This window comes from Pseudomonas sp. MS01C9 (assembly GCF_058202755.1).
On the sequence record NZ_CM177073.1, the window covers coordinates 650,731 to 667,853 of the forward strand.

The 17,123-nt window shown below is 59.7% G+C and carries 21 protein-coding genes and 1 tRNA gene; 7 read left to right on the forward strand and 15 right to left on the reverse strand.

The window, feature by feature from the left end:
- Window positions 1-70: 70 nt before the first annotated feature.
- The gene (locus AC1M7R_RS02930) at window positions 71-817 is read left to right on the forward strand and encodes a 3-oxoacyl-ACP reductase family protein (RefSeq protein WP_072393192.1); all 747 of its coding nucleotides are present in this window, start codon (window positions 71-73) and stop codon (window positions 815-817) included.
- 62 nt (window positions 818-879) lie between these two features.
- Here AC1M7R_RS02930 and AC1M7R_RS02935 read toward each other — a convergent pair whose 3' ends face one another.
- The 8 genes from AC1M7R_RS02935 to AC1M7R_RS02970 form a co-directional block, all read right to left on the reverse strand.
- Complete coding sequence (locus AC1M7R_RS02935; protein WP_072393195.1) at window positions 880-1,575, reverse strand: HAD-IA family hydrolase; 696 nt, start codon at window positions 1,573-1,575, stop codon at window positions 880-882.
- A 210-nt stretch (window positions 1,576-1,785) separates the two neighbouring features.
- A complete protein-coding gene (locus AC1M7R_RS02940; RefSeq protein WP_072393198.1) occupies window positions 1,786-2,142 on the reverse strand; it encodes a hypothetical protein in 357 nt (118 codons plus the stop codon).
- Between the two features lie 94 nt (window positions 2,143-2,236).
- Window positions 2,237-2,440: a hypothetical protein gene (locus AC1M7R_RS02945; RefSeq protein ID WP_072393201.1), complete on the reverse strand. Its 204-nt coding sequence runs from the start codon at window positions 2,438-2,440 to the stop codon at window positions 2,237-2,239.
- 29 nt (window positions 2,441-2,469) lie between these two features.
- The gene (locus AC1M7R_RS02950; protein ID WP_165887350.1) at window positions 2,470-2,628 is read right to left on the reverse strand and encodes a hypothetical protein; all 159 of its coding nucleotides are present in this window, start codon (window positions 2,626-2,628) and stop codon (window positions 2,470-2,472) included.
- Between the two features lie 124 nt (window positions 2,629-2,752).
- Window positions 2,753-3,160, reverse strand: a complete 408-nt coding sequence (locus tag AC1M7R_RS02955) for a glycine zipper domain-containing protein (protein ID WP_072393204.1) — start codon at window positions 3,158-3,160, stop codon at window positions 2,753-2,755.
- A gap of 660 nt (window positions 3,161-3,820) precedes the next feature.
- Window positions 3,821-6,010 (reverse strand): GAF domain-containing hybrid sensor histidine kinase/response regulator, encoded by a 2,190-nt coding sequence (locus tag AC1M7R_RS02960; RefSeq protein ID WP_072431833.1) that lies wholly within the window; start codon window positions 6,008-6,010, stop codon window positions 3,821-3,823.
- Window positions 6,011-6,233: 223 nt separating this feature from the next.
- Window positions 6,234-7,262 (reverse strand): sterol desaturase family protein, encoded by a 1,029-nt coding sequence (locus tag AC1M7R_RS02965; protein ID WP_072394105.1) that lies wholly within the window; start codon window positions 7,260-7,262, stop codon window positions 6,234-6,236.
- 89 nt (window positions 7,263-7,351) lie between these two features.
- Complete coding sequence (locus AC1M7R_RS02970) at window positions 7,352-7,933, reverse strand: GNAT family N-acetyltransferase (RefSeq protein ID WP_072393210.1); 582 nt, start codon at window positions 7,931-7,933, stop codon at window positions 7,352-7,354.
- A gap of 1 nt (window position 7,934) precedes the next feature.
- Here AC1M7R_RS02970 and AC1M7R_RS02975 point away from each other — a divergent pair, with 1 nt between their 5' ends.
- Window positions 7,935-8,459: a hypothetical protein gene (locus tag AC1M7R_RS02975; protein ID WP_371128593.1), complete on the forward strand. Its 525-nt coding sequence runs from the start codon at window positions 7,935-7,937 to the stop codon at window positions 8,457-8,459.
- 29 nt (window positions 8,460-8,488) lie between these two features.
- Here the strand turns inward: AC1M7R_RS02975 and AC1M7R_RS02980 are convergent, their stop codons facing one another.
- Together AC1M7R_RS02980 and AC1M7R_RS02985 are read right to left on the reverse strand one after the other, a co-directional pair.
- Window positions 8,489-9,370, reverse strand: coding sequence for an alpha/beta hydrolase family protein (locus AC1M7R_RS02980; protein WP_072393213.1), 882 nt, complete (start codon window positions 9,368-9,370; stop codon window positions 8,489-8,491).
- A 106-nt stretch (window positions 9,371-9,476) separates the two neighbouring features.
- On the reverse strand, window positions 9,477-10,274 hold the full coding sequence (locus AC1M7R_RS02985) for a crotonase/enoyl-CoA hydratase family protein (protein ID WP_072393216.1): 798 nt from the start codon (window positions 10,272-10,274) through the stop codon (window positions 9,477-9,479).
- A gap of 167 nt (window positions 10,275-10,441) precedes the next feature.
- Between AC1M7R_RS02985 and AC1M7R_RS02990 the strand changes: the two genes are divergently transcribed.
- Together AC1M7R_RS02990 and AC1M7R_RS02995 are read left to right on the forward strand one after the other, a co-directional pair.
- Window positions 10,442-11,020 (forward strand): TetR/AcrR family transcriptional regulator, encoded by a 579-nt coding sequence (locus tag AC1M7R_RS02990; protein WP_072393219.1) that lies wholly within the window; start codon window positions 10,442-10,444, stop codon window positions 11,018-11,020.
- 107 nt (window positions 11,021-11,127) lie between these two features.
- A complete protein-coding gene (locus tag AC1M7R_RS02995; RefSeq protein WP_371856268.1) occupies window positions 11,128-11,265 on the forward strand; it encodes a hypothetical protein in 138 nt (45 codons plus the stop codon).
- 34 nt (window positions 11,266-11,299) lie between these two features.
- On the opposite strand, the gene AC1M7R_RS03000 is transcribed toward AC1M7R_RS02995, so the two are convergent.
- The 4 genes from AC1M7R_RS03000 to AC1M7R_RS03015 form a co-directional block, all read right to left on the reverse strand.
- Complete coding sequence (locus AC1M7R_RS03000) at window positions 11,300-11,527, reverse strand: integrase (protein ID WP_072393222.1); 228 nt, start codon at window positions 11,525-11,527, stop codon at window positions 11,300-11,302.
- Window positions 11,528-11,612: 85 nt separating this feature from the next.
- Window positions 11,613-12,110 carry a nuclear transport factor 2 family protein gene (locus AC1M7R_RS03005; protein ID WP_231991056.1) on the reverse strand — a complete coding sequence of 166 codons (498 nt, stop codon included), beginning with the start codon at window positions 12,108-12,110 and terminating at the stop codon, window positions 11,613-11,615.
- A 162-nt stretch (window positions 12,111-12,272) separates the two neighbouring features.
- A complete protein-coding gene (locus AC1M7R_RS03010) occupies window positions 12,273-12,905 on the reverse strand; it encodes a hypothetical protein (RefSeq protein WP_143147045.1) in 633 nt (210 codons plus the stop codon).
- A gap of 176 nt (window positions 12,906-13,081) precedes the next feature.
- Window positions 13,082-13,171 (reverse strand) — tRNA-Ser (locus AC1M7R_RS03015).
- 306 nt (window positions 13,172-13,477) lie between these two features.
- Between AC1M7R_RS03015 and AC1M7R_RS03020 the strand changes: the two genes are divergently transcribed.
- The 3 genes from AC1M7R_RS03020 to AC1M7R_RS03030 all read left to right on the forward strand — a co-directional run bounded on the left by AC1M7R_RS03020 (window position 13,478) and on the right by AC1M7R_RS03030 (window position 16,205).
- Window positions 13,478-14,167: a crotonase/enoyl-CoA hydratase family protein gene (locus AC1M7R_RS03020; protein WP_072393228.1), complete on the forward strand. Its 690-nt coding sequence runs from the start codon at window positions 13,478-13,480 to the stop codon at window positions 14,165-14,167.
- Window positions 14,168-14,374: 207 nt separating this feature from the next.
- Entirely contained in the window at window positions 14,375-15,097 is a 723-nt protein-coding gene (locus tag AC1M7R_RS03025; protein WP_072393231.1) for a lysophospholipid acyltransferase family protein, read from the forward strand.
- Between the two features lie 136 nt (window positions 15,098-15,233).
- Window positions 15,234-16,205, forward strand: coding sequence for a magnesium and cobalt transport protein CorA (locus tag AC1M7R_RS03030; RefSeq protein ID WP_072393234.1), 972 nt, complete (start codon window positions 15,234-15,236; stop codon window positions 16,203-16,205).
- A gap of 147 nt (window positions 16,206-16,352) precedes the next feature.
- Here AC1M7R_RS03030 and AC1M7R_RS03035 read toward each other — a convergent pair whose 3' ends face one another.
- Entirely contained in the window at window positions 16,353-17,087 is a 735-nt protein-coding gene (locus AC1M7R_RS03035) for an amidotransferase (protein WP_072393237.1), read from the reverse strand.
- Window positions 17,088-17,123 lie beyond the last annotated feature (36 nt).

The window sequence follows — 17,123 nt, forward strand, 5'->3', positions numbered from 1 at the left end:
CCGGCGATCCGATCCCGATACTCGCTCCATCCCCGTGGCCTCTCGCCCCGGCATACTTTGGAGAAACACCATGAGCACTCAAACACTGAACGGTAAAGTCGCCTTGATCCAGGGCGGTTCCCGCGGCATCGGCGCCGCCATCGTCAAACGCCTGGTCGCCGAAGGCGCCGCGGTGGCCTTCACCTACGTCAGCTCCGCGGCCAAATCCGAGGAACTGCAGAACAGCCTCATCGCCGCCGGCGGCAAGGCCCTGGCAATCAAGGCCGACAGCGCCGACGCCGAGGCGATCCGCAATGCTGTCAACGCCACTGTCGAAGCCTTCGGCGGGCTGGACATCCTGGTCAATAACGCCGGGATCCTGGCAATGGCACCGCTGGAAGAATTCAAGCTGGAGGATTTCGACCAGACCCTGGCCGTCAACGTGCGCAGCGTGTTCATCGCGACCCAGGAGGCTGCGCGGCATATGAAGGAAGGAGGTCGGGTGATCAACATCGGTAGCACCAACGCCGATCGCATGCCCTTCGCCGGAGGTGCACCCTACGCCATGAGCAAAGCGGCGCTGGTGGGCCTGACCAAAGGCATGGCCCGCGATCTCGGCCCACGGGGCATTACGGTCAATAACGTGCAACCCGGCCCGGTGGACACCGACATGAACCCGGCCGACAGCGAGTTCGCTGGCAGCCTGATGTCACTGATGGCCATCGGTCGCTATGGCAATGTGGATGAAATCGCCAGTTTCGTTGCGTATCTGGCCGGTCCGGAAGCGGCGTATATCACGGGGGCCAGCCTGACCATCGACGGTGGTTTCGGCGCCTGACCCGGCCCATGCGGAAAACGCCGGCCATGGCTCGACCATGACCGGCGTTTTGCTTTGTTTTCTCAGGCCCACTCAAGCTGCGGCAGACCGCACAAGGCCGGCTGGAACAGCTTCAAAGAACGGATGATCGCGTCGGCATGGGCGTATTTCTCATCGGCCATGGCCGAGTCCGGCACCGCGATGGCTGTCATGCCGGCCGCCTTGGCTGCGGTGACACCGAATGGCGAGTCTTCGAACACCAGGCAATCTCGCGGCGCCACGCCCAGGCGCCGCGCCGCGGTGAGGAAGATATCCGGCGCCGGTTTTGCCGCTCCCACCTCGGGATCGTCCGCCGTGACGATGAAATCGAACAGGGCGAACCAGTCTCGGTGCAAAGTGGTCTTGAGCTTGAACGTATGGCTCGACGAGCTGGTGCCCACCGCGATCGGCACATCATGGGCCTTCAGATGCCGCACCAGCTCCTCGGCACCGGGCATCCCCAGGGCATGAGGAAACCGCTCGCGCATGAGCGGTTCGCGGATCACCAGGAACTCCTCGGGGGTGATCGGCAGCTCCAGCGCCTCGACCACGTAGCGAGCCAGGTCCCCGGCGCCACGGCCGATGATATTCTGCTTCACACTCCAATCGAACGTACGTCCGTAACGCTCGGCAATGATGGAGGTGACTTCGGTGTAGATGCCCTCGGTATCCAGCAACAGACCATCCATGTCGAATATCACAGCCTTGATCGGGCCAAACTCTTTGTGCGGTGCTTTCATCGCAGCGGATCCGTTATCAACACTACATTCCGGAAAATGGCTCAGGTACGTCCAGGATGAGGTGTGCGCCTTAAAGGATTCAGCAGGATAACGAGGGGGAGTTGGAACAGGCAACGAAAAATCTTACGACAGGTACATGCGCAATCTGTAGGAGCTGGCGAGCTTTCCCTCGCCAGCTCCTACAGTGCCCACCGTCAATGCTCATCTATCTTATTGGCTCGACCCGCTGGATCCGCCTGAGCTACCACCACTGTCGGTGGTGCCGGCTCCGGTCCCGCTGCTGGAGGCATCGCCACCCATGGAACTGCCCCCACTGGTCGAACCGGTCCCTGTGCCAGGGCTGGTGCTGCTGCCGCTGGCGTCGCCGCCGTTACCACCACTGACAGAGCCAGGGGGCAAGGCGTTACCGCTGGTGTCGGTCGTGGAACCGGCATCCATCTGGGTGGAAGGTGGCATTCCACCTTTGTCCACGGGTGGATTATCGCCCGTGGTCTGTGCGAAAGCCGCCAGCGAACTGGTCGAAAGAATGCCGGCGAGTGTCATCGCCGCCAGGTGTGATTTCATCATGGTGAGTCTCCTTTTCAAGGTACCTACCTGATGTGTGGCCGCCAGGAGACGCCGATGGTGCCCCGAAATCGACAGGCGGCCGCTCTTGCGGCGTTCAGCTGGGTTTACCGGAAGCATCGTCACCGGCGATGTCCGGGTCATCCGGGGTCGCTTCGACGCTGTCATCCTCTTCGGGCACCTGCTCGATGCCGGCCTCGTCATCCGGCGGACGCTGGTCCCGGCTCAGGGAGTCCGTGGGTGATGGCAGTGGGTATTCCGGCGTTTCATCTTCGTCGGGGGCAGGTGAATTGGCAGTCATGGCAACCTCCAGAGGCGGATGAACCGACCTCAATCGTAGGATTCTTCCTCAAGCTCGGCGTCTTCATCGTCGATCAGGGGGACCTGGGCGTCGTCCATCAGGGAGCCGGGATCCTCATTGCCCGGATCATTGACGAAAGGAAGGCCCGACGGACCTTTCTCTTCCTTGCCTTCTGTTTCCGGCGTCATGGCACACCTCGCAATTGCAGATGGATGTATGGATTCGAGGCGAGAGGAAGGTAAACGTTCCGGACAAATCCCCGAGAAAGAAAAACCCGGCACGGGGGCCGGGTTTTCTCATTCAGGCATCACCTCAGCGATGCTTTTTCTTGTGCTTGTGTTTCTTGCCGGAGTGCCCGTCGTTGTCGTTGGACAGGTTGCTGCCCAGGGCTCCGCCTGCTGCGCCGCCAATGCCCGCGCCAATGGTGGAACCCGTTGAGCCACCCAAGCGATTGCCGACGATCGAACCACCGGCCGACCCCAGGCCGCCGCCGATGGCTGCTTCTGTACGACTGCCCTTGCGAGCCCCCACCGCGCTGCCGGCCGCACCGCCGACACCGGCACCGATGGCGGCACCTGTGCTACCGCCCATCTGCTGGCCAACCACATTACCCAAGACACCGCCAAGGCCACCGCCGATTGCAGCGGTTCCATCGCCAGCCGCCATCGCACCTTGGGCAATCACAAGCCCAAGCACCAGGGTGGACAAAGTCAAACGCATGATAAAAACCTCGAAAATGCCGCATCGGGAAAAATGGCCGCTGCGCGCGGGCGCGAGTTTACGCCAAACGGCTCAACCATGCCGGTTGGACAGCGAATGCAGGAGTTGTTTTATGACAGGCAAAAAAAAGCCCGCTGGGGAAACGGGCAGGTACTGCTTTCTAACGGATGAGCTGAGACTACGCGGCCGAGTGTGAAAGAAACGTGAAAGAAACGTCGACAAAAAAGATGAAGAAAAATCTACACGCCGGTCGATGCTGCACGCGCGCGCATCCGGTCCCCCAACAAAAAGCCCCGTCCACTGACGGGGCTGCGACTGTCGCTACCTTCTGGCCGGGACCCTGGGCAGGAACTTGGCCTTCTCCCCACGTTGCACTTTGGGCACCCTGGTCCTGATGGACTTGATCGGCTCATCGCCGAAGTCAGATCGATAAGCCGATTGACCGCATTGCAACCCTTCGTTAATCGGATAAGTGGCTCCGATGTCCTCGCTGTAAGATGCTCCCATCGCCTTCCCCTTTCGTCGGGACCGATACCGGCAACAACCGTTGCCTGGAAAATATCGATCTTCAAGTCTTGAGACTAGCCGGTCATCAACAGACCGCTCATTCGATGCTCGCTTGACCGACGAATGGAACCCACTGTTTCAGAAGGGAAACAGTCAACCTGTACGCACGATTGCCCGGCTAAGCACCCGGGAAACCTGATCGGCCGAATAAGGCTTGGACAAGAACTCGAAGCCCTCATGGCCACTGTGGGCCAGTTCCTCGCTGTAGCCGGACGTCAGCACCACCGGCAGGTTCTCGCGGCGCCGGCGCAGCTCCTTGGCCAGGGCGATACCGCTGATACCCGGCATGACCACGTCGGAAAACACCGCATCGAAGGCCATGGCGTCCGGGCCGGCCAGGTCCAGCGCCTCCTCGGCATTGGTAGCCCAGACGGTTTCGTAACCCAGGTCCTGCAGGATCTGGTTGGCAAACTTGCCTACCTCCAGGTTGTCCTCCACCACCAGCACGCGCCGCTTGCCCTTCTCCAGGATCAGATCGACTGCTTCTTCCTTCGCGGGCTCCTTTGTCTTTTCGGCTTTCACTTCGGGAAGGTACAGGGTAAACACCGTACCCTCGCCGACCACAGTCGAGACATCGACATTGCCACCGGATTGCTTGGCAAAGCCAAACACTTGGGACAAGCCCAATCCCGTGCCCTTGCCCACCTCCTTGGTGGTGAAGAACGGCTCGAAAATGTGTTCGAGGACCTCAGGCGCGATCCCCGTGCCGGTGTCTGCCAGGGCGACGGCGACAAAAGCCTGCCCGGACCCGGCGTGGCCACGGATCGGCGGCATGCCTTTACCGCATTTGAGTCGCAGCCACAGCGTGCCCTGCCCGCTCATGGCATCCCGAGCGTTCAACGCCATGTTGATCAGGGCTGTTTCGAACTGGCTCAAGTCCGCGCGGACGAAGCAGGGACGCTCGCACAACTGCACCTTGACCTGCATGCGTGCCCCGGTGATGGTCTCCAGCATGTCCCCCAGGCTCTGCACCTGCTTGCCCACATCGATGACTTTCGGCTTCAAAGGCTGACGCCGAGCGAAGGCCAGCAACTGGCTGGTCAGCTTGGCGGCACGCTCTACCGTTTCGGACACCGCCGTCATGTAGCGCTGGCGGCGCTCATCGCTGAGGTTGGGCAGGCGCAGGAAATCCATGGAGGAGCGGATAATGGTCAGCAGGTTATTGAAATCATGGGCCACGCCCCCGGTAAGCTGGCCAATGGCTTCGAGCTTCTGCGACTGGCGCAGTGCCGCTTCGGTCTGCTGCAGCCGGGTAGTGCGCTCCTCGACCCGCTCCTCCAGCGTCGCGTTCAGTTCGGCCAGGGCCGCGAGCCCCTCGCGCACCGCCGCATCGGCACGGGCGCGCTCGATGTGGGCCCAGGAGCGCTCGGTGACCTCCAGCAGCAGCGCCAGATCGTTGGAAGACCAGACCCGAGGCGTTTTATCGTGGATCGCCATCAAGGCGGTCAAACGCCCGTTCTTGATCAGCGGGACGCAGATGGTGGCGGCGATGCCGATCGCCTGGAATGTCGCGGCTTCTTCCGGCGCCAGCTCCGCCAGGTTGTCATTGATCACCAGGGGCTTGCCGGCCCGCAGGTTGGCGACCGCCAGCCGACCGAAATCCGCCAGTCGATAGCGACCGACAATACTCGCAGACCCCACCCTGGCCCAATCGCCACGAATCGTGAAGGCGTCCTCGTCTTCTTCCATGTCCGCGTATGCGCAGTTGGACAGGTTCAGATGCGCCGCCAGGATGCGCGTGGTGGTTGCCATGATGGTCTGTGGATCGGTGGCGTTGGCCACCGCGCTGCCAATGGCATCGAGAACGGCCAGGCGCTGGGTCATGAAGACGGTGGACGTGGTCTCGGTGACGGTGTCGAGCATGCCCACCACCTTGCCGAACTGGTCGCGGATAGGGCTGTAGCAGAAGGTGAAATAGGCCTGTTCAGGGCCACCGCCCCGCTCGATGACCAAGGGGAAGTTCTCGATATAGGTCGCTTGCCCGTCGAAGGCCCCCTGCACGATGGGGCCGATCTCGCTCCATGCCTCCTGCCATATCTCGTCGAATCCGCGACCCAATGCGTCGGGCTTGTTGCCGAGAATGGCCATGAATGCGTCGTTGTACAGGGTGATCAGCTCCGGTCCCCACACAATGGCCTGGGGAAACTGCGAAGCAAGGCTCAGCGCCACGGTCGTCTTGAGCACATCCGGCCATTGCTCCAGCGGTCCGATGGCCGTGCCGGCCCAATCATGACGCCTTACCTGGGCGGCCATTTCACCATCGCTCTGCAGCCAGTCTGTCATGCGTTCGATCCTTCCCAACTGCCTTATCATCGAAGCGAAGTGCTTGCGTCCTCAAGCCGCGCCGTATTATCCCGTGCCGGACGGGAATGTGCGATTGGAATGTGAGGCGTATAGCGCTGCGACCGAGTGCTGAACGGTAAAAAATGGCGATAAAACTACAGACGCGTCCTACACGTAATAAGGAATTTGCCTGCCAATCAGTTCCAAAGGATCAGTGGCGCTCTCATGGACTTGGCGCTTGCGGCTCGATCCGCTGCCCTCGCCTTCCCCTGATTTTGCCCACGGTTTCGACAAACGGCGTGACAATCAAGCCATAGACCGTCTGGTAACGGTCATGCTCCGGCTCGCCGGTGCCGAAGCGCAGGCTTTCGGGTTGAGAACGGGTGACATGGAGCGTGCCGAACATCCAGTCCCAGAGTGACAGATTAGTACCGAAATTCCGGTTGAAATGGCGCGGCGCGTCACTGTGGTGGATCTGATGCTGGGCGGGGCTATTGAGCAGATGCTCCATCACCGGGCCGAATGACAGCCAGACATGGGTGTGGCGCAGGTTCGCCGCAAGACCATTGAAGATGAACACCAGATAGGTCACCCCAAACAATGTGTAGCGACTGACCTCGCCGCCGCAGACATACCAGAACCCTCCGACGTACAGCCCAAGACCAGCGCCGACGGCGAGCTTCTCGACAATCTTTTCCAAAAAATGCACCCGACTCGCCGTGGCCGGCACCAGTACCGGGGCCGAGTGATGAACCTTATGGAATGCCCAGAGCCAGCGCGAGTGGAACGCCCGGTGCGCCCAGTAGTGGATAAAGTCCTTCACCAGGAACACCCCAAGCCCATAGAGCAAGGCCAGCGATAGACTCTCCCCCAGGCGCGGTCGCGCGCCCCAGAGATTGATGAAGAAAGCCAGGTAGTCTCCTGAACGCAGGATGTAAGGATCCACCAGATGGACGATGGGCAATACCAGGGCAACCTTGAGAATCGCCCGCACGAAGTAATACCGGTAATCGAGCAATGCCGAGGGATGCCAATACACCCGACTGCCGCCGATGAATTGCCAGAACGAACGGGCCTGGGTCAGGCCGCGGTGCTTGCGCGAACGATAAAGACCATAGGCAACCCCGTAGGAAGCGCAGAGGAACAAGGCCCCGAGACGACCGTTCAGGTTGAAGAGGCTGAAGAACTGTTCGCAGACGGGCTCGACGACCCACTCGATCAGTTGTTGATAGACAAGGGAAAAAGCATCCACGAAATGCCAGCCTCTGCGAAGGTGCGGCATTGTAGATCAGTCCGGCTGGGGGGAGCTCGCGTTTCTGATTGTCCTGAAACCTCAAGGATTTATTGCAGCCCCCCTGGGCGCTGTGGGTCGGGCGAAGCAGTGCTTGCCAGCCAGTTCTCCCGCGTCATTTCCCAGATGTCCTTGGGCAAAGTCCCGCAAACGAAATCCCCTTGAGCCGTTGCCACCAGACGCATGCCCTCGTGCTCCGAAATCCGGCGCGAGGCGTGATTGCCGACGGCCTTGGGGACTCGCATCGTGGGACGTCCCAGGGTTTCGAACCAAAAGACATTGATGACTTCGCAGGCTTCGCGCATATAGCCTTTCCCCTGCCATTGGGGTGCCAGCCAGAAACCTCGGTTATTGCCGGGCTGGTCATACAGACTGATGCTGCCGATGCAAGGGGACGGCTCCTCGCGCAGGCGAATCATCCAGTGCCATTCGTGCCCCGCCGCCATGGCGGGAAGTGCCTGGTCGCGAACGTACGCCAGCGCGCCGTCATCGGGATATGGCCATGGCACGCGACTGTCGAGATAACGCACCACGTCCCAATGAGGGAACAGCTGCTGGATGGCCGCTGCGTCGCTCAGTTGCAGGGGCGAGAGTAAAAGGCGTCGGGTCTGCAGCTCAGGGAAGATTTGCACGGTGAAGGTCCTTCTTCCTGTTGTCGGCTCGATAATAGCCCGACATTTCGCTGTCTCTACGCTGATCGACGATTTGATGCATTTCAACGCGCAGGGCATCCTAGGTCTGATCGCTTCATCATCGACACACCTGAAACCCAGGCAAGCCATCATGAAATCTCACGCAACACGCTACGGGTTATCGGTTCTTGCACTGCTGGTGTGCTGTGGCCACGCACAGGCAGGAACCTGGCAGATTTGCAAGATGGACCTGGAGATTACTGACGTATTGAAACGTCCATTCCCCCAACTACAAGCCAAGATCCTGAAGGCAAACCCCGCGTCAGCCTCGGTGGAATGTCCGGAGCAAGGGTCAACATTGACCTTCACGCCGGAAACCGCCGATTACCAGGCCACGCTTCCTCGCCGGCAATGGCCTCGAAAAGGGCAATCCATGCAGGTCGACTATCGCTATCTGGACGGCATCTGCAAAGGCGACGGCAATAGCCACCCGTGCCGTATCAAGCACTATCCCATCGGACGATGATCCCCATGGGATAGATTGCGGATTGACGTTCAGGCATCGCTCATTGGCCGTTGGCTCGTCTGCCAGGCTTTTTGGTCAATGAACCAGCCGAGAACCTCATCCCAGAGGGGCGCGGCGTCTGGACGGAAATAGCCCATATGGCCGATGGGTTGCTTTTTCGTTTCAGGATACAGGTCCCGGACCCGTAACGGCACATTGCGATAGCCCTTGATGAAGGCGTCTCTCGACCGAGGCGGCGCCCATGGATCATCCACCGCGTTGGCGAACACACAAGGCGAACGGACCTGCGCGTAGCGGTCGGCGACAGCCGCCATCGATGGGTCATCGAAGAAGTAATGGGGATAGACACACCAGCGCCGCCAATCCTTGTAGACCCCCAGCGGCAGGTCGTCGCCCATTCCCAGCAGGCTCCAGGCCATGTAGCCCTTGTACGTCACGATCAGTGGCAGGACGCATCGCCACAACAGACGCACCTTGATGGCCTCCAGCCTGGGCATCCACCCGGCCCATCCGGCCCCTGTGCCAAAACAATAGGCCGCCGCGATCTTGCGGTGGTTGGGCAGCAATCCCAATGCATGCCCTCCGAAAGAGTGACCGACCCAGTACAACCCCGTCTCTGCGTCATCCATGTACTCGACGGCCGCCGCCAGGTCGCGCAGCCCCCAATCGAGGTAGGACATCTCGAAGCCTTTCAAGGAGTCGGGGGCGGACGCACCGACACCCCGGTAATCCATCGTCAGGACATTGAAGCCCTGTCTGCTGGCATGTTCGGCGAAGCGGCGGTAGAAGCGTTGTTGCACACCCGTCGCGCCCGCCATGATGAGATTGCCTTTCAATGGCCCTTGGGCCGAGTATCGGTTGGCGGCCAGGCGGTAGCCATCGTCCGCCACCAGCGTCAGTTGTTCGATCATCAAAGAATCCGCCTTAACAGGCCGCTGGGCTTCAGACAGACGCGCTATACCGCGCGCTGCCATCGGTGTCTGGTGCTGCTGCATCGCTTACCCCTGCCCTGAGGAATCAACGACCTCTGAACACCGGTTCGCGCTTTTGCATCATCGCCATGACGCCTTCGCGCACGTCTTCGCTCTTGATCAGGGTGAACAGCAGATCGTTGAGCTTGCCGAGGGCCGCATCGGCGCCTTCGTCGCGAGCCTGGAAGGCTGATTGCAGGGTGGCCTTGATCGCCAGGGGCGCAGCCTTGGCGATGCGTTCGGCGTACTCGATGGCACGCGCCAGCTCCTGCCCGGGCTCAACGACCTCGGTCAACAGGCGCATGCGCAGCGCATCGGCGGCATTGAATGGCTCGCCGGTCAGCATGTAGCGCATGGCGTCAGTCCAGCCGGCAGCCTGGGTGAAACGCACGGTGGACCCGCCGGACGGCGAGATGCCACGCAGCACTTCCAAGTGCGCGAAGCGGGCATTGCTGGCGGCAATCGCGATGTCGGCGTTGAGCATCAGTTCGATACCGGCGGTCCAGCAAGTGCCTTGGATGGCCACCACCACCGGTTTGCTGCGGCGCGGTTTCGACACACCCCACGGGTCGATGCCTTCATCCGGGTACCTGAAGCCTCCCGAAGCCAGTTTGGGGGTCAACTCCATCAGATCGAGACCCGCGGTGAAGTGCTCGCCATGGGCGAATACGACGGCGCAACGCAGCTCGTCATTGCGCTCGTACTCGCCCAGGGCCAGGGCAAGGTCGTTCAGCATGGCACTATCGAATGCATTGCGCTTACCGGCCCGATCGAGGCCGATCAGGATCAGATGACCGCGCTGCTCCCGGGTCACTCGACCCGGTCCACTGTTTGCTTCGCTCATGGAAAAAGTCTCCTGGCTTCATGGAGGAACGTAAGGGTCCGTACCAACCCATTACTTACCGAACGTTCGGTTCAAGAAAACTAAACAAACATTCGGTAACCGTCAAATTGTGACGGTCAGGCTTATGCCGTAGAATCAATTTGCATGATCGTTCGCAGGAGTTACCCGTGCGTCCACCGAAAATCCCACGCGATGTGCTTCTGCAACGCTGTGCCAATACCTTCAAGCGTCTCGGCTACCACGGCACGACCATGGATGAACTGTCATCCGCCTGCGGCCTGACCAAGGCCTCCTTCTATCACCATTACCCCAACAAGGAAGCGCTGCTGCGGGATGTGCTGGACTGGACGCACGAGCGATTGAAGCAATCGTTGTTCGCCATTGCCTTCGATGAAAACCTGCCGGTGCACGAACGCCTCGCCAGCATGGGACGCAAGGCCAAGCGACTCTTCCAGGACGATTCGATCGGTTGCCTGATGGGCGTCGTGGCAGTCGATGCCACTTATGGAAAGGTGGAACTCATGGCGCCGATCCGGCGCTTTCTGGATGACTGGGCCCAGGCCTTCGCCGAGCTTTATCGCGCCGCCCACGGCCAGGCTGAGGCGCATGGCCTGGCGCGACAATTGGTGGCCGATTTCGAAGGTGCGATTCTGTTGGCGCGCATCTACGACGACTCAAGTTACATCGATGCCGTGATCGAACGCGGCATGCGTCAGCTGGAACCTGCCAGCAGCCCGTCCGGCTGAGAGCGTGGTGCAAACAAGGCAGCCGCCATCAGGCCTGCCTTCCTCCAGGGTGTTTTGACTTCACATCCGTCTGAATTCGCTGGTGCTTCGATAACGACGAAGCCTTCGTGCTGATCGAAGGCCATATCGCCATTTCCCTCGACACCGGCGAGCGATTGGAGATGAAGACAGGCGATACCATCTCGTTCACGGCAAGACACACCGGCGTTGTGGAGTATTCGAGTTCAGCCGCAACCTCGCGGTAGTCACCAGCACCAGCGTCGCGTCCCCCCGCTTGCCTCAACGCAGGATCAGCACGGCAGCGACCGCGATCACGGCCGTCACACCGAATACCATGCGGGCGATCCAGGGCGCGGTAAGCCAGACGCCGGTCACTCCGGCGATCTGGCCGACGTTTTTTTCCGTCAATCGGAAACTTGGCTCCCTGAACGGGTTGCCGCAATGCGGGCAAGCGTAAGCCTTGTCGGAAATTCGGGAAGCGCATTCAGGACAATCGATCAGACTCATTATGCAACCTCAGGCGTTGAGTTTCGGTTCTCAAAGACCATGCATAGCTGCTTTTGTTCTGGAGCGCCAATGCGCCAAGGCCGACTCAACCGGCTGGCTTCACACGGTGCAGGAGGTCGTTCAGCACATAAGTGTCGAGTAAGGCGGTTACCTCGATCACTTTCCCGTCCTTGAACTTCATGTGCCACAGGTAAGTATTGTTATAGGGCTGCTGGTCCAGCGCCGTTGCCTTGCCGCTCCAGAGAACGACCACGATGTCATTTTCGGCAACAATGCTCTGGACCGTAGGGAAAATAGGCGTTGCCAGCCGGGCTGTAATGGGGCGTACGGCCCGGTCCATCAAATCTGCCTTGCTCTCGTACACTCCGGAGACGGGACTGGAGCCGGCGACTGTCCATCTGGCATTGGGCGCCAGCAGATCGAACACACTGCCTTTGCCCTGCTGCCAATTCACGAAGGACTGGTGGACCCGATGCGCGTTGGCATCCTGGCCGTAGGCTTGCGAAGCCCAAACGGCTCCCGGCAGTATCAGGCACAGCAAAAAGAACTGAAGACGCACGATCGAACTTGTCCATAGAGTCATGGCGGTTTCTCCCGGTTGATGAATTTTCTCTCCGGGAAAACCTTAACGGCACGCACTCAAAAACTTTTGCCCGATACTGCTGCGAAGTTGCCTGATGCTGGGAACGGGCACTGACTGGCGAAACGCAATTGAACCTGGCGCTCTTCAGACGAAACCTGCTTCCTACTGTGGAGAAACGTATTTGGACAAGGTCGCCTTGAGTGCATCGGAGGCCAGGGCCGCCAGGATAGGCTCGGCATTCACCGCCATGTAGCGACCAATCCCGTCTTGCCGCTCCCTGACCTTCGGCGCGTACTTCGAGGCGCGGCCTTCGGTGGCAAGGGACGCCAACTCTTCTCCGGTAAACGACTGTTCATAGGCAGCCGCCAGGTTTTCATCCCACTTGGGCTGGTATTGCGGCAACAGTGCATTGATCTCATCGGACAGTGCGCTGTTCGCACTCGCGTTTCCCAGCTTGTCGGCGATAACCGCGTAGGTCGTACTGCTCTTGGCCGTCAAAAGCGCCAGGGAGGAGAGTTTATTGCCCATTCCGGACCGGGCAACGAGGGTACGAGCGTCATTGAGCGAAGCGGCATCGGCCAGCACGGTATTCGAGCATGCGACGAACATTGTCAGCGCAATGACAGCAGGCGACATCCTTTTCATTTTTCCATTTCCAATCGACAAACGATGTTTTGAGCGTAGTTCGAGCGTGAAGGGGCTGCCACCGAAAATGTACCGTCTGGTTAGCAAATCCATTCCACGCCTGGACAGTAGCAAATCAAAAACGACTATCCAATGACGGCGACGGGCCATTCAACCATCATCGGCACGCCAGCATCCGACCTCCATACCCACCCCAGCCGGCCAACTCGACGCAACTGCGGACCGTCGGCATCGATCGGGGCCCCTATCGCTACTTTTTTGCAGGCACCAGAAAACACAAACCCCCGATTTTCTCTTGAAAATCGGGGGTTTGTGTTCAACGAATTTGGCGGTGAAGGAGAGATTCGAACTCTCGATACAGTTTCCTGTATACACACTTTCCAGGCGTGCTCCTTAAGCCACTCGGACACTTCACCGTGTCTCGGCAAACTGTTCAGTCTGTCGAGGCGCGCTAATGTAGTCGAAAGCTTCCCTGATGGCAAAGGTTTTTTTGAGAATTTTCATGCGCTTAAGATGGACGAGGATTTGAAATCCAGCGGACATGGCAAACCGGACAATCTTTGGGTCGGTCTGTACGCGATGTGATGGCCCCCAGCGCGGCCGATTGGGTGGAGCAGGCTGTTTAGGAGGTCCGGCACTGACCGGTGAGTCAGTCACGGCGCTTTACCTGACCTGCGGTGGTGGGTAACGTCTGCATCACTTCTCTTACAAGGAATAGCGTCATGAGCGATCTGATTGCCTACCATCTCGAAGACGGTATCGCGACCCTGACCTTGAACAACGGCAAGGTCAACGCCATTTCGCCGGATGTGATTACCGCGTTCAACGTTGCGCTGGATCGGGCAGTGGCGGATCGGGCGGTGGTGATCATTACCGGCCAACCGGGCATTCTGTCGGGCGGCTACGACTTGAAGGTGATGACTGCCGGCCCCAAGGAAGCGGTGAGCCTGGTCACGGCGGGCTCGACCCTTGCCCGTCGCCTGTTGTCACACCCCTTCCCCGTCATCGTCGCGTGCCCGGGCCATGCAGTGGCCAAGGGCGCTTTCCTGCTGCTTTCGGTGGACTACCGCATCGGCGTGGACGGGCCTTTCAGCATCGGCCTGAACGAGGTGCAGATCGGCATGACCATGCACCACGCCGGAATCGAACTGGCTCGTGATCGCCTGCGCAAGTCCGCCTTCCATCGCTCGGTGATCAATGGCGAGATGTTCAATCCACAGACAGCGGTGGATGCCGGCTTCCTCGACAAGGTGGTATCGGCCGAAGAGCTGCAAGGGGCTGCGCTGGAAGCGGCACGTCAGTTGAAGAAAATCAACATGAACGCCCACAAGCAGACCAAGTTGAAAGTGCGCAAGGCTCTGCTGGACACGTTGGACAGCGCCATTCTACTGGACCAGGATTTCCAGGTTTGACATCTACACCCGCGAATCGAAGCCCGGCCCACGTGTCGGGCTTTTTCATGTTGCGTTTAAAAATCCCCGGCCGCTCTAGCCTGCTTCTGACGCGTCCATCCGTGGGCACGCCGTCGAACATCGCCCATCTCCTTCCTGCAGGGCAGTAATTGCCGAAAACAGTGCACATCCGTACACTGCGCCACCTTTGTCCCGATGGGCCTGTAGATGTTGTTCGTACTGCGTATGTTGTTGCTGGGCCTGCACTTTATCCTCGCGGGTGTGCTCGGCCTGATCCTTGGCGTCTGCCGACCGTTCAATCCGGACAACAGCCGTTTATGCGCCCGGCTGTATGCCTGGCCCGCGATGTGGATCCTGGGCCTGCGGCTCAAGGCCGGGGTGGATACGCTGGCGAACAAGCCTCGGAGCTGCGTGATCATTGCCAATCATCAGTCCAACTATGACCTGTTCGTCTTCGGCAGCGTGGTGCCGCGGCGCACCGTGTGCATCGGCAAGAAGAGTCTGAAATGGGTGCCGTTGTTCGGGCAACTGTTCTGGCTGGCGGGTAACGTGCTGATCGACCGGGGCAACGCGATCAAGGCACGCCGGGCGATGCTGACCACCACCCACACGTTGCAGCATGAAGATACGTCCATCTGGGTATTCCCGGAGGGTACGCGCAATCTTGGCCATGAGTTGCTGCCATTCAAGAAAGGCGCCTTCCAGATGGCGATCGCCGCCGGGGTACCGATTGTCCCGGTGTGCGTCAGCAACTACGTCAACCACATGCGCCTCAATCGCTGGCGCAGCGGTGACATTCTCATACGCTCATTGCCAGCAATTCCTACAGCCGGGCTGAGCATGGAAGACATGCCCCGGCTCATGAACCAATGCCGTGAGCAGATGCATGAATGCATCGAGTCGATGGATCGACAGATCCGCAAATCCTGAACGAAACCCGCCCCACGGCGGGTTTTCTTTTGCCGGCGAACTTGGCGGATTTTGCTGACTCTCAAGCATCAGGGCGCGCTAAGCTGCGCATCGCATAGCCTGTCACTGCCATTTCCAAGAAAAGTGAACCACCACCATGGGTAGAGTCGTTGCCGCTGCGGTCTACAGCGCCGGTAAGAAAGTCACCAATATCACCCTCGATGAAGGCAGCACGTGGGCCGCCAAACCCGATCATTTCGTATGGATCGGCCTCGAGGAGCCCAATAACGAGGAACTGACCAACCTGCAGCGCCAGTTCAACCTGCATGAACTGGCGATCGAAGACGCCATGGAGAAGCACAGCCGCCCGAAGCTGGAGACCTTCGGCGATGCGCTGTTCATTGTGACGTATTCGCCGGTACGCAAGGACGGCAAGCTGCAGTTCATCGAGACCCATATCTTCGCTGGCAATGGATACATCATCACCGCCCGTAACGGCCACTCGGCGTCCTACGCCTACGTGCGACAACGCTGCGAGGCCCGTCCTCTGCTGCTGGAGCATGGGGAAGACTTCGTTCTTTATGCCATCCTCGACTTCGTGATCGAGAACTACCAGCCAGTGGGCGAAGCCATTCATGCCGAGATCGATGAGCTGGAACAACATGTCCTGTGCAGCGCCCTGAACGAACGGGACATCCAGAAACTCCATGGCTTGCGACGGGACGTCTTACGGCTGCGTCGCTACGCGGCGCCGATGGTGGAAATCAGTGAAGAACTGCAGAGACTGAGCTTTCCTTTCATCGACAAGAACATGCGTCCTTACTTCCGCGATGTGCAGATCCATGTCACGCGGCAGATGGAAGACCTGACCACCCTGGCGGATATCGCCAGCCAGACCATCGAGGTCGGGGTATTGCTCGAAGCGTCGCGCCAGAGCGTGGTGCAGCGCAAATTCGCAGCGTGGGCCGCGATCCTCGCATTTCCCACGGCGGTGGCCGGTATCTACGGGATGAACTTCGAGAACATGCCAGAGCTGACCTGGCATTACGGCTACTTCATGGTGCTGGGAGTGATCGCGGTGGGGTGCACCGGGCTCTGGGCGAGCTTCAAGCGATCGGGGTGGTTATAGAGCGGTCCAAAGGCAGGATGTCCTGGATGACGCCCGAAGCCATGGTGCAGGGCGTTGCGCAATGCTGCCCGGTCAGTCGGCATCGATAACGGACAGGCCGCCCCTTCTCCAGACAAGCCCGCCCTCCGACTACCCTTCCTGCGGCGCTTACCCCTGGGGCGTTTCCGCCTGCGGCTTATGGGCGACAAAACGCATCATCCATTCCGCCACGGTCGTGCCGTGGTGCTCCTGTTCGAGGCTTGCCACACCCTGGCTGTAGACCTTTTCGCCCAGGTGTTCCTGGCGAATATCCAACAACGCCCGGGAATAGTCGTGGATGAATTCAGGATGGCCCTGGAAACACAACACCTGATCGTCGATGTGGTAGGCGGCGAACGGGCAGAAATCGCTGGAGGCAATGACCGTGGCGTTTTCCGGAAGCTGGGTGACCTGGTCCTGGTGGCTGATCAGCAAGGTCAGCTCTTCCATCACCGGGCTCATCCATGGCGCCTTGGCTGCCAATTTGTAGCGATGGGTGCCTACGCCCCAGCCCTGGGTCGCGCGCTCGGTCTTGCCGCCAAGCAACAGCGCCAGCAACTGATGCCCGAAACAGACGCCCAGCAATTTGTCGCCCCGCTTGTAGCGATCCAGCAGGAAGGCCTTGAGGGTTTGAATCCACGGATCGGTGCCAAAGGAGTCAGCCTTGCTGCCCGTCACGAGATAGGCATCGAAACGCTCGTCATCGCTGGGGTAATGGCCTTGCATCACGTTGTAGACGACGAATTGCGCCTCGATGGGCTGCTGCGAGAACAGGCGCTGGAACATCTGCCCGTAGCCCTGATATTGATCGGCCAATTCCGGACGCAGGATATCGGTCTCCAAGATGCAGATGCGTAGCGACATAAAAAATACCTGACACGGTGATGGGAATATTGCACA

Bases quoted from the DNA above. Each gene is read 5' to 3' on its own strand.
- AC1M7R_RS03010 (WP_143147045.1), bottom strand. From the start codon at position 12,905: ATGGCCCGTCGCCGTCATTGGATAGTCGTTTTTGATTTGCTACTGTCC.
- AC1M7R_RS02935 (WP_072393195.1), bottom strand. From the start codon at position 1,575: ATGAAAGCACCGCACAAAGAGTTTGGCCCGATCAAGGCTGTGATATTC.
- AC1M7R_RS02930 (WP_072393192.1), top strand. From the start codon at position 71: ATGAGCACTCAAACACTGAACGGTAAAGTCGCCTTGATCCAGGGCGGT.
- AC1M7R_RS03030 (WP_072393234.1), top strand. From the start codon at position 15,234: ATGGGTAGAGTCGTTGCCGCTGCGGTCTACAGCGCCGGTAAGAAAGTC.
- AC1M7R_RS02980 (WP_072393213.1), bottom strand. From the start codon at position 9,370: ATGATCGAACAACTGACGCTGGTGGCGGACGATGGCTACCGCCTGGCC.
- AC1M7R_RS03035 (WP_072393237.1), bottom strand. From the start codon at position 17,087: ATGTCGCTACGCATCTGCATCTTGGAGACCGATATCCTGCGTCCGGAA.
- AC1M7R_RS03025 (WP_072393231.1), top strand. From the start codon at position 14,375: ATGTTGTTCGTACTGCGTATGTTGTTGCTGGGCCTGCACTTTATCCTC.
- AC1M7R_RS02950 (WP_165887350.1), bottom strand. From the start codon at position 2,628: ATGACGCCGGAAACAGAAGGCAAGGAAGAGAAAGGTCCGTCGGGCCTT.
- AC1M7R_RS03005 (WP_231991056.1), bottom strand. From the start codon at position 12,110: ATGACTCTATGGACAAGTTCGATCGTGCGTCTTCAGTTCTTTTTGCTG.
- AC1M7R_RS02960 (WP_072431833.1), bottom strand. From the start codon at position 6,010: ATGACAGACTGGCTGCAGAGCGATGGTGAAATGGCCGCCCAGGTAAGG.
- AC1M7R_RS03020 (WP_072393228.1), top strand. From the start codon at position 13,478: ATGAGCGATCTGATTGCCTACCATCTCGAAGACGGTATCGCGACCCTG.
- AC1M7R_RS02945 (WP_072393201.1), bottom strand. From the start codon at position 2,440: ATGACTGCCAATTCACCTGCCCCCGACGAAGATGAAACGCCGGAATAC.
- AC1M7R_RS03000 (WP_072393222.1), bottom strand. From the start codon at position 11,527: ATGAGTCTGATCGATTGTCCTGAATGCGCTTCCCGAATTTCCGACAAG.
- AC1M7R_RS02955 (WP_072393204.1), bottom strand. From the start codon at position 3,160: ATGCGTTTGACTTTGTCCACCCTGGTGCTTGGGCTTGTGATTGCCCAA.
- AC1M7R_RS02985 (WP_072393216.1), bottom strand. From the start codon at position 10,274: ATGAGCGAAGCAAACAGTGGACCGGGTCGAGTGACCCGGGAGCAGCGC.
- AC1M7R_RS02940 (WP_072393198.1), bottom strand. From the start codon at position 2,142: ATGATGAAATCACACCTGGCGGCGATGACACTCGCCGGCATTCTTTCG.